Source organism: Paenibacillus piscarius (assembly GCF_022234545.1).
Lineage (GTDB): Bacteria > Bacillota > Bacilli > Paenibacillales > Paenibacillaceae > Paenibacillus_AQ > Paenibacillus_AQ piscarius.
Genome location: NZ_JAIEUI010000006.1, coordinates 124,765 through 140,260, shown reverse-complemented (window position 1 = coordinate 140,260; position 15,496 = coordinate 124,765). Strand labels below are relative to the sequence as shown.

Annotated in this window: 9 protein-coding genes; all 9 read left to right on the top strand. The window is 55.7% G+C overall.

What is annotated here, in order from left to right; genetic code table 11:
* Positions 1-155 precede the first annotated feature (155 nt).
* The 9 genes from K1558_RS12730 to K1558_RS12690 all read left to right on the top strand — a co-directional run bounded on the left by K1558_RS12730 (position 156) and on the right by K1558_RS12690 (position 15,383).
* On the top strand, positions 156-1,124 hold the full coding sequence (locus K1558_RS12730) for an ABC transporter permease (RefSeq protein ID WP_420800435.1): 969 nt from the start codon (positions 156-158) through the stop codon (positions 1,122-1,124).
* Positions 1,125-1,139: 15 nt separating this feature from the next.
* Positions 1,140-2,009, top strand: a complete 870-nt coding sequence (locus K1558_RS12725; RefSeq protein ID WP_238651953.1) for a carbohydrate ABC transporter permease — start codon at positions 1,140-1,142, stop codon at positions 2,007-2,009.
* A 41-nt stretch (positions 2,010-2,050) separates the two neighbouring features.
* Complete coding sequence (locus K1558_RS12720; protein ID WP_238651952.1) at positions 2,051-3,613, top strand: extracellular solute-binding protein; 1,563 nt, start codon at positions 2,051-2,053, stop codon at positions 3,611-3,613.
* 85 nt (positions 3,614-3,698) lie between these two features.
* Positions 3,699-6,755 carry a CBM96 family carbohydrate-binding protein gene (locus tag K1558_RS12715; RefSeq protein WP_238651951.1) on the top strand — a complete coding sequence of 1,019 codons (3,057 nt, stop codon included), beginning with the start codon at positions 3,699-3,701 and terminating at the stop codon, positions 6,753-6,755.
* Between the two features lie 49 nt (positions 6,756-6,804).
* On the top strand, positions 6,805-7,581 hold the full coding sequence (locus K1558_RS12710) for a glucosamine-6-phosphate deaminase (protein ID WP_238651950.1): 777 nt from the start codon (positions 6,805-6,807) through the stop codon (positions 7,579-7,581).
* Complete coding sequence (locus K1558_RS12705) at positions 7,578-8,744, top strand: N-acetylglucosamine-6-phosphate deacetylase (RefSeq protein ID WP_238651949.1); 1,167 nt, start codon at positions 7,578-7,580, stop codon at positions 8,742-8,744. The genes K1558_RS12710 and K1558_RS12705 overlap by 4 nt, the downstream gene beginning before the upstream one ends.
* Before the next feature lie 276 nt (positions 8,745-9,020).
* Entirely contained in the window at positions 9,021-12,398 is a 3,378-nt protein-coding gene (locus K1558_RS12700; protein ID WP_238651948.1) for a glycoside hydrolase family 3 N-terminal domain-containing protein, read from the top strand.
* 182 nt (positions 12,399-12,580) lie between these two features.
* Entirely contained in the window at positions 12,581-13,345 is a 765-nt protein-coding gene (locus K1558_RS12695) for an SDR family oxidoreductase (RefSeq protein WP_238651947.1), read from the top strand.
* A 442-nt stretch (positions 13,346-13,787) separates the two neighbouring features.
* A complete protein-coding gene (locus K1558_RS12690) occupies positions 13,788-15,383 on the top strand; it encodes a hypothetical protein (protein ID WP_238651946.1) in 1,596 nt (531 codons plus the stop codon).
* The last annotated feature ends 113 nt before the right edge of the window (positions 15,384-15,496 follow it).

The window sequence follows — 15,496 nt, the reverse complement described above, 5'->3', positions numbered from 1 at the left end:
GGGAAATATGCAGATCGGGAGAAAAGTTATATAACATGCTGATAGCGCTTTCCAGCGTCTTGCCACTATAATTCGGAGACAAACCCCGGAAGCACAGGGGAAGTTAGCTGACATATAAGTGAGCTGCTATCATTTAAGAACAAGAGGGGATGCCTATGGCTCAAACGAGTGCAGTACAGGACAACACGCGAAAGGAAGTGAAGCTTCCCTACCGGCGGCAAGGACGGTTTATGCGTACCTGGCACCATAACAAAGCGCTCTGGCTGCTGTTTCTGCCGTGCCTGCTGTATTATCTGATTTTCCGGTATGCGCCGATGTTTGGCCTCGTGATTACGTTCAAGGATTACAATCTGTTCAAAGGAATCTGGGCCAGTGACTGGGTAGGGCTGAAGTATTATAGGATGTTCTTCGAGAACCCTGACTTCTGGCCGCTGATGAAGAACACCTTCCTGCTAGGCTTATACAAGCTGTTCTTCGGATTCCCGGCACCGATCATCCTGGCGATTCTGCTCAATGAAGTGCGCAAGGCTGCGTTCAAAAAATTCGTGCAAACCGTCAGCTATCTGCCGCACTTCATCTCCAATGTTATTGTGGCGAGCATGGTGATCATGTTCCTGTCGCCGACCGGAGGCCTGATTAACAATCTGCTGGGCACGTTCGGCATCTCGCCGATCAACTTCATGAATGAGCCCGGGCTGTTCCGGGGGATCTATGTTCTGTCGGAGATCTGGCAGCACATCGGCTGGGAGACGATCATCTATCTCGCCGCACTGACGGCAATTGATCCGCAGCTCTATGAAGCGGCCGATATGGACGGCGCCAGCCGGATGCGCAAAATCTGGCATGTCACCCTGCCCGGCATCTCTCCGGCGATTGTCATCACGCTGATTCTGAACATCGGCAAGGTGCTGGAGATCGGCTTCGAGAAGGTGTTCCTGATGCAGAACCCGGCGATCTACGATACGGCTGACATCATCAGCACCTATGTGTACCGGGTCGGGATGGAGCAGGGGAACTTCAGCTACGGGGCTTCCATTGACCTGTTCATGGGGATCATCAGCCTGGTCTTCATCTACAGCGCCAATTACATCAGCCGCCGGGTCAGCGAGACAAGTCTATGGTAGAGAAGAGGTGTGGTGATGAGATCACCGAGAATATCCTGGTTTAATATTGTCAGCACGTTCTTTCTGCTGATCGTTGTAGTCATTACGCTCTATCCGTTCCTGCATATGCTGGCGGTCTCCCTGAGCAGCGACGTCAACGTGATCAAGAACACGGTTTCGTTCTGGCCCAAGGGCTTCAATGTGAAGATGTACGAGCTGGTGCTTGGAGACCCGAAGATCTGGACGGCCTACAAAAATACGATTATCTACACCGTGCTCGGCACCCTGATCTCGCTGGTGGTCACATCCACAGGAGCCTACGCGCTCTCCCGCCGCGATATGGCGCTTCGTAAGACCTTCACGATGCTGATCGTCGTTACGATGTTCTTCAGCGGCGGGATGATCCCGACCTTCCTCGTGGTCCGTTCCCTGGACATGGTGGATACGGTATGGGGGATGGTGCTGCCGGGCGCGGTCAGTACCTGGAATCTGATTCTGATGCGGACCTTCTTCTCCGGCATTCCCAAGGAGCTGGAGGAGTCCGGCCGCATCGACGGATTGAATGATATCGGCATCTTCCTGCGGATCATTGTTCCGCTGTCGAAGGCTTCCTTCGCTACCATTGCTTTGTTTTATGCGGTGGGCATGTGGAATAACTTCATCTATCCGCTGCTGTATCTGCGCACCCCGGACCTGTTCCCGCTTCAGGTGCTGCTCCGCAATCTGGTGCTGGCGGGAAGCGCAAGCTCGGGAGATGTGACCGGCATCGGGGGAGACAACCAGGTCGTTGAAGAATCGCTCAAATACGCGACGATTATGGTCTCCACACTGCCGATTCTCACCGTATATCCGTTTGTACAGAAGTATTTTGTGAAGGGCGCAATGATTGGTGCAGTGAAAGGCTGAGCCGGTATATGCCATAATTACACTTAAGGGAGAGATGATGAATGAACAAATGGAAGTCTGTAATGCTGCCACTCGCGGCTGCCGCACTGCTGGTCACTGGATGCAGCGGAGGCAACAACAATAACGCCACACCTGCCGCTACAGGAGCACCGGGCGGAGAGGCCGCCGCCACAGCGGGGGCGAAGCAGGAGCATACCTTCACCGCACTGCTGGACAACAATCCCACCTTCCCTTACTCCAAGGATTGGCCCGTTTGGGGCTGGATCAAGGAGCGGACCGGTGTAACCCTGGAGGTGCAGACACCTTCCGGGAAGCTCGGCGAAGCGCTGAATCTGGCGGTAGCCTCCAATTCACTGCCAGATCTGATGTATATGCCTAACCGCAAGGAATCGAACAAGTTCGGCCAGCAAGGGGCGCTTGTAGACCTGATGGAATACATGGACAAGCTGCCGAATCTCACCGCCTGGATGAAGCAGTACCCGGATGAGGCGAAGGCGGCACTCTCCGCTGACGGCAAAATGTATATGTTCCCGAACCAGGGCTTCGGGGAGACGAACCGCATGATCTGGATGTACCGCCAGGATGTTTTTGAGAAGGAAGGCATTGAGGCTCCGAAGACCTACGATGAGCTGCACACCGCCCTTAAGACGCTGAAGGCGAAATACCCGGACAGCTATCCGCTATCGGTCCGTTACGGCCAGATTCCCGATGAGATGAACACGAACATGACGGTCAACTATGGAACAGGCGAGGGGGCTTACTACGATTTCGATACAAAAGAATGGCGCTACGGCCCGACAGAGGACAGCTACAAGGAAATGGTCGGCATGTGGAAGCAGTTCTACGATGAAGGGCTGATTCCGCCGGACTTCCTCTCGCTGCAGACGAAGCAGTGGCAGGACATGGTGTCCACCGGCAAGTCTTTTGTAACCGTGGATTATATCAGCCGGGTGGACTTCTTCAATAATGCAATGCGTAAGGAGAATCCTGAATTCAATATGCAGTTCATGGCTCCCCCCGCTGGGCTTGAAGGCGGCAAGCAGCTTAATCCTTACTTCCATTACATGGAGGGCGGCCTGACGGTTGCTTCAACCTCGAAGAATATCGAAGATATCATGAGTTACATGGACTTCTTCTATTCGGAAGACGGCCGCACGCTCAGCAGCTGGGGTGTGGAAGGCGAGACCTATCTGAAGGAAGGCGATACGATCAAGTTCAAGCCGGAATTCACCGATGTGATTGAAATGCGGAAGCAGACGGGGCTGCAGACCAGCGGAACCTATACGTGGATTGACTTCAATGCCCATCTGTCTCTGTTCTCGGAGGATCTGAAGCACGCTTATGAAGAGGCCGTCAAATACGATCCGGCCAACATGCAGCCGCGTCCGGCCTTCACGGAGAAGGAGAATGAGGTCATCTCCATCACCGGACAAGCGATCAAGAAGCACCGCGATGAGAGCTTCGCCAAGTTCGTCACCGGCTCCCGCAAGCTGGAGGATTGGGATAAATATGTGGAAGAGATCAACAATCTGGGTGTAGACAAGCTGCTGGAGACGTACAAGGAAGCGTATGACCGCGTTCAAAATATTCAATTGAACAATTAACCGGTACTGACCGCAGGCAAGAACCGCAGAAGCACAGGCAGGGCAATCAGGGTATTCGCTTGACCATTACAAGGAGGCGGCGCTTATGAAGCAATGGCTGCAAGGCTCTGGCAAACGGCTTGGATGGGTTTTATCGGTGGTAGGTCTGATCATTGTACTCTCAGCAGTGGCGGTTCCGGGCACAGCCCGGGCCGCAGGTACGATTACACTGGACGAACCGCCCGGAGGATACATCTCCTCCGGCGGACCAGTCGAAGTTAGCGGAACCTATACCGGACTCTATGATGTCAGGTTGTACGTAAACGGGACGGCCCAGTTCGAGGCGCTGCTGGATGACCCGGACGGGGATGACAGCGGCACCTGGTCTTATACACTCGACACCTCCCGGTATAACGGTCCGGTGGAGCTGGTGGCCCGCGGGCTGGATACCTCCACCCGCTACGGGGTATGGAGTCCGTCCGCGACCCTTCAGGTGAACAACTCCGCAGGTGTTGCACCAGTGGTGACGATTACCGGTCCGGACGAAGGGGTGTCTTTGAGCGGACAGGTAGACATTACCGTCCAGGCGGATTCGGCTGCGCCGGTCTCGGGCGTGCAGGTCCGGGTGAACCGGGGACCGTGGCAGCAGGCCGCCTATAACGGCACAGAATATGTGTATACCTGGAATACGGCAGGCATCGGCGACCGAACGGTCAGCCTGGAGGCCCGGGCCACGAATGCGCCGGGACGCTACGGCTACAGCCCGACCGTCTATGCGCAGGTCGGTGCCGGTACGAATGAGCCGGCGGTTCCCCTGCCGGACCAGGACCGGGCGATGTGGATCTGGGAGCCGGAGAGCTATAAGCTGCTGCTGAATCCGGGCTCGCGGGAGGTGCTGGAGTCCTTCGTTACGGACACCGCAACCTTCGGGTCGGAGCCGGTCACGACACTGTATCTGGCTGTGGGCAACTACGCCGGCTACCGGGCGCTGGAGGAGCAGGAGGACGAGCTGCGCTCCTTCATGCGCTGGGCGCATGAGCGGAACTTAAGTGTCCATGCCCTGGTGGCGGGCGGAACCTCCCCGGCTTATATGGGTGCATATGAGCGCTACCACAGCCATGCCGTCCGTGAGATAGAGCAAATTATCAACTACAATCTTGCAGCGGATGCAGATGAGAAGTTCGACGGGATCAACGTGGACATCGAGCCATATATATCACCGGACTTCAAAGATCCAAGCAAGTTCCTGCAGAAGGAGTATCTGGATGGTCTGCAGAAAATGATTGACCGCCGTGATACAGCCGGTATCCGGCTGCCCTTCGGTCCGGCCGTGCCTAAGTGGTACGACTCCTCCGAGCAGGGGGCGGATATCCAGTGGAACGGCACAACCAAGTGGCTATCCGAGCATATACAGGATATTTCCGATTATATCTCGATTATGGATTACAGAGATTCCGCTGAGGGAACCGCAGGCATTATTGCCGGGGCCGCCGGTGAGCTGGCCTATGCCGAAGCCATCAATAAGCCAAATTCTGTAGTCATCGGGGTGGAGACGCTGGATATTGCAAACAGCGGCGACCCTGAGACGATCACCTTCCAGGAGGAAGGCCGTACCCATATGGAAGCCGAGCTGGACAAGGTATACGCCGCTTCCGGACAGAGCAGCGCCTTCGGCGGAATCGCTGTCCATCACTATGATTCCTATCGGGCACTGCCTTCGTATTGGGGACCGGGCGGCGTCTTCTGGGAAGCACCGGAGGATCATGAAGCACCGTCCGCACCTGCAGGTACGCCAACCGCCGTTGCCGGCGACTATCAGAGTGTAAGGCTGAATTATGGAATGGCTACTGACAACTACGAGGTAGACCGTTACATTATCTACCGCAGCACCGTCTCCGGCTTCACGCCGACCTCAGCGGATATTGCCGGACTTGCCCGGGGACTGAATTATCAGGACAAGGGATTGCTCCCGGACACCACCTACTATTACCGCATCGCCGCCCGCGATCTGGCGGGTAATATCGGGCCGCTCTCCAGTGAAGTATCTGCGGTCACTGGAAGTACGGCGCTGAAGCCAATGATCGTAACAGATATGCAGCTCTCCTACACCGGCACTTCGGCTTCCGCTACCATGAAGGTGCGCGATTATGCTACCGGAGCGGTGCTTGAAGGGGCAGCGATAGAAGGCCGGTTCACCTATTCGGCGGGCCGTTATGCAGCGGCTGTTACAGGAGCAGATGGACGGGCCAGCTTCACCTCAGAGGCCATTCCCGCCGGCCGTCAGGCCGGATTCGAGCCGAGAAGAGTTCAGGCCGCCGGTTATTATTATGCCAGCGCCCATGACCAGCCGCATACCACCGCGCTGCTGCCGCATGGCGGACTGAGCGGATTAACGTTGTCGGCAGGAGTGTGGGATAAGCCATTTAGTGCAAGTGACAAAGCTTATACCGTAACTGTCAACAGCAATGTAAGTTCGCTGCAGGTTACACCGGTTACCGCCAAGGCATCGGATGCAGTACGGATTAACGGACTGCCCGTGGCATCGGGAACAGCCGCATCTGTCACGATCGGTTCAGAGCCTGCTGATGTATCGGTTCTGGTGTATCACGAGGATGGAACCGCAGATCTTTATCTGCTGCATATCGTCAGAAGTGTTTCTGTAGATCCGGTGATCCCGGTGACCATGGATGCTTATGTCCATGAGCATCAGCCTTCTGTCAATTTCGGTCAGGAGCCTGTGCTGGAGGTCGCCGATCTGCCGAATTCGCAGGGTGGAGGGGACCGCATCGCCTTCATGAAGGCGGAGCTGAATCTATCAGGGACGGCGGTGCAATCGGTAACCCTGAACGTGTATGTCACCGCTGCTCCGGCTTCTCCGGTTACGCTTGCACTGAAGGGCTACACCGGAGCGCAGTGGACCGAGAGCGGAATCACCTGGAATAACCGTCCCGTCAGCGGCGGTACCAATCTCGGAACGGTCCGGGTCACCGGTGCTGGCTGGTATAGCGCCGATGTCACCGCTTATGTTGTCACAGCAGCGGCGGCTGGCCTGCAGCCGACCTTCCAGTGGAGCGACCCCAACACCTCCGGCATAGTGGTATCGCTGGCCAGTTCAGAGAATTCAGATAACAAGCCATATTTGCTGGTTAACGGCGGGATTTAACAATGAGGGGGCGGTTACTGCCGCCCCTATAAGAAGGAGAGGGTTCATCATGGAAGAGATGTTGATTCCGGCGGCGGAGCATTTAGCGGAACGTATGCGCGTTCTCGTCTACAACGAGCGCAGCCAGATGGGGGCTGCGGCGGCAGGAGCGGCCGGGCAGAGCATTAGAGACTTGCAGGCGCAGTCCGCAGCTCCGGTCCGCATCGTATTTGCCGCGGCCCCGTCACAGAACGAGCTGTATGAAGGGCTGGTCCGGGAGCAGGGGATTGACTGGTCCCGGGTGCACGCTTTTCATATGGATGAATATATCGGCCTGCCGGAGAAGGCCCCCCAACGCTTCGGGAACTATTTGCAGGAACGGTTGTTCAGCAGGGTCAATCCCGGGCGGATCGAGCTGCTGGGCCGGACAGACAATATTGAAGGGGAGTGCCGAAGATACGCAGAGCTGCTGAATGAAGCGCCTATTGATATCGTCTGCCTTGGCATCGGGGAGAACGGGCATATTGCGTTCAATGATCCGCCTGTAGCCGATTTCGCCGATCCGCTGCTTGTTAAAGCGGTCGAATTGGATGAAGCCTGCCGGAAGCAGCAGGTGAATGACGGCTGCTTCGCTACGCTGGACGATGTACCTACTCATGCGCTGACGCTGACCGTGCCTGCCCTAATGGCTGGGCGTCATTTGTTCGCCATAGTTCCCGGCAAGGCTAAACGGGCTGCGCTGCAGGCTGCGCTTCATGGCCCGCTCAGCACTGCGTGCCCGGCGAGCCTACTGCGGACCCATCCCGCCATTACGCTGTACACGGACCGGGATGCCTTCGGCTCATGAACGGTGTGATCTCAGGAAGACACTACAGAACCGGCCTGCCGCTGGAGGTCCACGTTAACGGCGGCGTTATTGAAGCCGTTCATACGCTGTCCGCCAATCCGCATATGGCAGATTGGCCCTGGCTTGCGCCGGGGCTGGTCGATTTGCAGGTGAACGGCGGCTGGGGCCTGGACCTGAACACGCTGCCGCTTAAGCCGGAGACCGTGGCTGGACTCTCGCGCCGTCTGCTAACCCGGGGAGTCACCTCTTATTGCCCGACTCTGATCACGAACGGGCCGGACCAGCTTGCTGAGGCTGCATCCGCCATTGCGGAAGCGGTGCGGACCCGGCCGGATATTGCCGGGCTGATTGCCGGCATCCATCTGGAGGGGCCGTTCCTGTCCCCGGAGGACGGTCCGCGCGGGGCGCATCCCTTAGAGCATATCTGCCCGCCTGACTGGGAGGCCTTCTGCCGCTGGCAGGAAGCAGCGGAGGGGCTGATCCGGATCATTACTGTGTCGCCAGAATGGCCGGGTGCCGCAGCCTTCATCTCCCGGTGCAGCGCCACCGGCGTGCGGGTCTCCATCGGACACACGGCCGCGTCGCCGGAGCAGATCCGGGAAGCGGTGGCCGCAGGCGCGGTAATGTCCACGCATCTGGGCAACGGTATGCATCTCACGCTTCCGCGCCATCCCCACTACCTGTGGGAGCAGCTGGCGGCCGATGAGCTGTTCGGCTGCATGATTGCGGACGGCTGCCATCTGCCGGATGCGCTGCTGAAGGTGATCCTGCGGGTGAAGCAGAGCCGGGCGATTCTGGTCAGCGATGCCGTCTCGCTGAGTGGTATGGCGCCGGGCGCTTACCGGCTGCACATTGGCGGCGACGTGGTGCTGACGCCGGAGGGACGGCTGCATCTGGCCGGCCATCCGCAGCTGCTGGCCGGATCGGCCATGATGCTCGCCGACCAGGTGTCCTATCTGGCCGGGGCCGGGCTGGTACCGCTGGAAGATGCCATCGACTGTGCCTCACTTCGCCCGGCCCGGCTGCTCGGGCTGCCGCAGGCTGCCGGACTTACCGCTGGTAGACCTGCGGATCTGATCGGCTACCGCAAGGTCGGCGGCGGAGGCCTGGAGATCCAAGCGGTATGGAAGCACGGTCGGCTTGCGGCGGCCAGTAAGGATTAGACGGCGCGTAGGCCAAATGTAATCGAAAAACCGATTACATTGAGGTCGGGGACTGCGCGTGTGCCCAATGTAATCGAAAAACCGATTACATTCGGAGCGGGGATGGCGCACAGGCCCAATGTAGTCGAAAAAACGACTACATTTGGACCGGCAACAGCGCGTAGACCAAATATAGTCGAAAAACCGATCACATACGGAACGGGGGTGGCGCGGTAGCTTCGTCATACTGATCCCATCCGTAAATTTAACCACACAAGGTACTAGGAGGAGAGAGTGATGCTTAGCTTGATACCCGAGCCGAAGCAGGTGAGGAGTACAGAGAAGGAGCAATGGCGGGCAAGCGGGGAAGTCCGTCTGCAACTGGCTATGGAAGTGGATGACCCCCGGCTGGAGGTTCATTGCCGGCGGGCTTTTCCCGGCCGGGAGATTACCACCGCCATCTCGGGAGCAGGTGAGGGATACTCGCTGCTGATTGAGGAGATGCGGGGAATCAAGGGAATTGAGGGGAGTGAGGGGAGTGAGAGCCCTTCAGCTCCTAATCCCGCTGAGGCAGACCTGTCCGCGCTGAAGGGCCGGGCAGAAGGTTACCTGTTGGAGGTTAGCGCAAGTGGCGCAGTAATCCGCGCCCTGGACGCCCCCGGACTTTATTACGGCTTGCAGACGCTGCTGCAATTGCGGAGCCTGCACGGCGAGGGCGATATTCCGGCGGTATCCATTATCGACTGGCCTGATACGGAACTGCGGGTGATGAATTTCGATCTGCGCCAGACCTTCTCGAAGCCGGAGCGGCTGATCGGATATCTGGCCGAATTCTCCCGCTATAAGACGAACGCGGTGCTCATTGAATACGAGGACAAGTTCCCGTTCAGCAAGCACCGGGAATTCGCCCATCCGCAGCACGCGCTTAGCCGGGAACAGCTGGAGGCGCTTCAGGCTGCGGCGCATGAGCATTATATCGAGATTACTCCATTGCAGCAGAGCTTCGGCCACCTGGAGTATGTGCTGCGCCATGATGCCTGGAAGCATCTGCGGGAGACCGAAGAGTCTACAGGCGAGATTTGCCCGTCCCATCCGCAGACGTATGAACTAATCACCGGCCTGCTTGCGGAGATGATGGACGCCCATCCCGAATCACGTTATATCCATCTCGGCTGTGACGAGGTGTATAGCCTGTGCGAATGTGAAGCATGCCGGAAGGAATTCGGAGGTGTGCGGGAACGGGCCTTCATCTCCTTCCTGAACCGTCTCATTGAATTCACGGCCAGCCGGGGACGGCAGCCGATCTTCTGGCATGACATGCTGGACAAATGCCCGCCCGAAGAGCTGGCGAAGCTTGATCCGCGCAGTGCGGCGATGATCTGGATCTATAATGGGCGGAATATAGAGGAGGAAGTCACTTCCCTGACCAATAAGTTCAGAGCACTAGATATTGAGGTGATGGGTGCACCTGCGGTCCGCAGCTTCGACTGGGCGGAGCATCAGAACTACCCGGTGATTGATAACCGGACAGACAATCTGCTGCAGTGGGCAGAGACTGCCGGGAAGCTGGATATCCGCTGTATGGTGGCTACAAACTGGACCGGGCCGTTTAGCCTTGGCGTTCCTTATGGCGTGTTCGAGACGACCTGGTATCCGATGCTGCTTCATGCTGATCTCGCCTGGAACCGGCGGGCAGATGCAGATACGTTCATCGACCGCTTCCTGGAGTTATTCCATGGTATCTCACCTGAGACAGGCCATTCGCTGCTTGGCAACTACCAGTTAGAGGATTATTACGATATCATCTGGAAGCTGCGGGACAACGTACTGAAGAATAAGGATTACGCCGAGCTAATCGCCATTATGCATGATTTCGAGGTGGCGACCGACCGTTCCAGGGCGATTCACAAGTATGCTTACCGCTGGGAGCTGTACCCGGGCGACAGCGCAGAATGGCGCTCCCTGCTGAACAATTACACACGTAACCGTAACGGACGCGAAGCCGTCCGGCCCCGGATGCTGGAGGCACTTCTGCAATACCAGCCCCGGGAGATGGCCGAGCATTTTGTGACATCGCGCTTCTATCTGCATGATTATCTGGAGCGGACGCTCTACCGGGAGATCGGGCTTGCAGATGCCCTGCAAGCTCCGGCCGACATGAGTCTGGAGGACAAAATCGCGCTAATGTGCGTAGTTGGCACACCTTCTACAACAGCGGAGCCAGAGTTCCGTGAACGGATGTCCGGGAACCGGCTCGGGGGGATCGGCTTGTTCCCCCATAATGTTAAGGATGAGCAGCAAACGCTGCAGCTGATGGCCGAGGTTCAGTCGATTGCCGGGGACTCCGGTATTCCGCAGCCTTACTATGTATCCATCGACGAGGAGGGAGGCACGCTCTCCAAGTTCAAGACCTTCTATCCCTACATCCCCGGCAACCGGGCCGCCGGATTAAGCCCGGATGCGGAGACCGCTTATCTCCAGGGTAAAATCATTGGCAGCCAGCTCCACGCGCTCGGCATTCCAATGAACTGGGCACCGGTGCTGGATGTAAATACGAATATTGACAATCCGGTCGTAGGGGTGCGCTCTTTTGGCGAAGATCCTGAAGTCGTTGCAGCCTTCGGCAAGGCCTATATTCAGGGGATGCATGAGGCGGGGGTGGCCGTGACGGCCAAGCATTTCCCCGGCCATGGACAAGTCAGCGGGGATTCCCATGTGGTCCTGCCAGAGTGTGAGCTCACAATAGAGGAATTAATGAACGGACCGCTGCTGCCATTCATCTCCGCCATTGAAGCCGGGGCGGATTCAATCATGATGGGCCATCTCGTCTTTCCGGCCATACCTGAGTCGCAGGGGCTGCCGGCATCGCTCAGTCCATTCTTCGGCGGAGAGCTGCTGCGGAAGCGTCTCGGCTTCGAAGGCGTCATCTGCACCGATGACATTGAGATGGGCGCGATCAAGAAGAATTTCAACCCGGAAGATGTGGGGGTACTGGCTGTACTGGCCGGCAATGACATGATTCTGATGTGCCATACGCCGGAATTCCAGGAGCGGGTCATCGCCGGCATCCGACAAGCTATTCTGGACGGCGTTATCGCCGAATCCAGAATTGACGAATCAGTCAGCCGCATTCACCGCCTCTACGCGAAATTCCGGCAATACCAGGCGGCAGCCCGGCCTATTCCGCGCGAGGGCTGGAATGAGGCGGCCCTGCAATATGCGCGCCGCACGGTCAAGATCAGCCGCGACCCGCAGCAAATAATGCCGCTATCTGCAGAACGCTCATATCTGCTGATCTTGCCGCGTCAGGAGCAGCTCACCATCGCCGACAATTCGGGCGGCCAGACCATCGGCTTGGCTGCCTTACTGGAAGACCAAGGCCTGTCCGTGCAGGTGGAGTATTGCAGCATGAAGCCTGAAGCTGCGGAGATCGCTGACTTATGTGCCAAGGCTGACGGACATACCGTGATTCAGGGAACGCTCAATGCCCATCTGTTCCAGGGACAGCTTGAACTTGCCGCGCAGCTTGCTGCGGCTGGCCCGCTGCTGAACCTGGTGCTACGCAACCCGTATGACGATGCCTACCTGCCGCAGAACGCCGGAAGTATTCTGCTGTGCTCCACCTCTGATTATTCGCTTCAGGCACTGGCTGAGGTACTGGTTAAGCAAGCTTAATAACATGTGTCAGAAGAAAATAAAGTATTAGACTGACGAAGGGCCATTAAACCAGGATAGTTTAAGATTAACCACGGAAAAACCCACCAGTAGCCATCCCCTTGCAACCGAATAAGAGAGCAACATTTCAAATATTGTCCTGTGATAAAATTATATTTGAATTCGGACAAGGAGATGAAAACATGAGTAAGTTGGAGGGGAAAATCGCTTTAATAACCGGAGCGAGCCGAGGAATTGGCCGCAGCATCGCATTGCGTCTGGCACAAGAGGGCGCATTTGTCGTCGTGCACTATGGAAAAAGACGAAATGAAGCGGAGGCAGTCGTTCACCAGATCGAGCAAAGCGGAGGTAACGCGTGCGCGATTGGCGCTGACCTGAGCACTCTCGATGGCATTCATGATTTATTTGCGGTACTGGATGATGACATTCGGGAACGTATTGGCGGTAGCGGATTCGATATTCTTGTCAACAATGCTGGAATCGGTCAAATAGTTAGCCTAGATGAGACAACTGAAGAATCTTTTGAAGAGGTGATGAAGGTTAACGTCAAAGCACAGGTTTTTGTTACCCAGCAAGCTTTACCGCGTCTAAAAGACGGAGGGCGCATTATAAATATTTCATCCTTTGTGACGCGCGTAGCGTCTCCAAGTGTGTTCGCCTACAGCATGTCGAAAGGGGCCATCGACACATTTACGCATCTTCTGGCTAAACAGCTGGGTAGCCGCAATATTACGGTAAACGCCATCCAGCCCGGAATTATTAACACAGAGATGAATGCCGGGACGTTGCAAGATCCCAATGGGCAAAAATATGCGGCCGGTCTTTCAACCTTTAACAGATGGGGAGAACCCGAGGATGTAGCGGATATTGTTGCCTTTCTCGCTTCGTCGGACAGCCGTTGGGTAACCGGTCAATTGCTCGATGCAAGCGGGGGATCTCATCTGTAAGTAAATTTATTAGATGAATCCCACACTTTACGTTCATTTCACTATTGCAGTCCCACCCCATTTTTGGGATGAAAAAGAGTGTTTCATGCAAGTATGTTTGTATCCTTGATTGAGTTAACGGAGTACGATAGCTCACTAAACCAGTGGCAGTCTAGGACTTTATTTTTCCGTCTATGGCTGCCGCTGGTTTGATTTTGGGGATCAGTCCAATACTTATTTTTCGGGGTCTAGCGGTTATGTAATGCGTAATGCCGCGTGTACTCTGCACATTCAGTCTAATACTATATTTTAAGCAGACAACATGATCAAGAGCAGACTCTCATACCCTATATGAGGTCTGCTCTCATTTGTGTTGATAGTGATAAAAATAGTAATATGTTTAATACATAGAATCCCAATTCCTGGAGGGAATACAACCAGACACTGAAGGAGGAGACACAGGATGAACAGGAAGCGCACTGTCTCGATATTGAATCTATTTTTTCTAATCCCAGTTATCATTCTTAGCTTCTACACCTGGAAAGACTACAAAAAATATCTAACGAATGTGAAGGACTACTTCCCCGCCATGGAACAAATCTTTCTGCTGGACGGAGGCAAGCAGATACTAGGTCTGTCCAAGGAAGAGACCTTTGATGAGAAATACGACGTATATGTGTGGGACACCGCTACCGCGGCTCTGATCCGGCAGACCACCATCCCCACCAGCTTCCAGAGCGAGCCGGGACCCGTCACCTATCAGCAGGATGGTATTCTCATCCCGATCTATACCAAAACCTCAGGACTGATGCTGAATCTCTTCCGGCCCACAGGCGAGATCGAGGAGCTGTCGCAAGGTACGCTCCATATTCCGTTCTCCTTGAGCTCGAATGCGTTCTCCTGGCGGGGCAGATTAATTGCCGCCGGGAATATCACGGACTCCGAATGGGTGATTGCCCAGGTGAAGGACGGCAAGCTGGAACGGGTGATCCTGGATAAGCAGAAGCTTCTCCCGGCCAGACCGGTCCGGATGTCTGAGTTGATAGGCAGCTTCCAGAATGAACTGTCGGTCCCATTATTCTCGGTCAGCTTGAAGGATAACCGTTCGGCCTTGGTCAGCGGAATTCTGGACACGGCAGGCAAGCCTGCCGTGCTGGTGGGGCAGAAGGATGAAGCCTCATTCGCTCTGCAGGACCGGGCCAGCGCACAGTTCGCCAAGGTCTTTGGCTTCAATAACGCCAAGCTGGTCCGGGTGCATGATGATTATCCGGGCATAGCTGCCTTCTACAACAGAAACGAGAAGGAATGGGGAGCCGCTGTTCCTGTGCCGAAGCCGGTCTATCAAGCCCGTGTCTTCCTGCTGAATGACGATGAGGTGCTAATCGCCGGATCTACGGCAGAGGATGAAGTGGAAGGGCAGGTGACAGGATATATTTTCAATGAACGGACCGGACAGTTTCAGGATGCCTCATCACTTCTGAAGCAGTTAGCGTATGACCATATCAAGGCTACGGACACCCGGTTCTATAAGCAATCCGGCAGCAGCACGCTCTATTATAGCAGCGGCAAACAGGAAGTAGGAGCTGCCGATCTGGAGATCGGGAAGGCCAACGTATACACCAATCAGCAGGTGGAGGGCTGGCTCATAACAGACAAAGATACCCGGGTCTCCCCCGTAAGCTTCTTGAATTATGCCAAGCAGGGCGGAGGACTTGTCATCAACTGGGTAGTATGGGTCATGATTACCTTGCTCTTGCTGCTAAGCATGGCTATTTTTCCACGCATGCTGATCAACAAAAGAAGCAAACATCTCCGGTCAGGGCAGATCGTTCATGGCCGCATTAAGAGTATGCAGGAGACTGGTCTGTATGTTAACGAACAGCCGATGGTCCGCTTCGTGGTCGAGTTCGAGGATGAAGGCCGGCTCAAGGAGGTCGAGATTAAGCAAGTCATTTCCTTCCTCACTCCGCTTAAGGTCGGTGATTCTGTCCGCATCAGCTACAACCGCAAAAAGCATAAAGCGCTGTTCCTGACCGAAGAGGATCTGAGGCAGCTGTGATTTCCACCCGGAGCTTATGCAATTAAGCCGTATGAATCAACTTTATATGCGTATCCATCATTGGATTCAGCGGATGGCTTCTTTATAATTTCAGTGTGAATTCAAAGTCATTA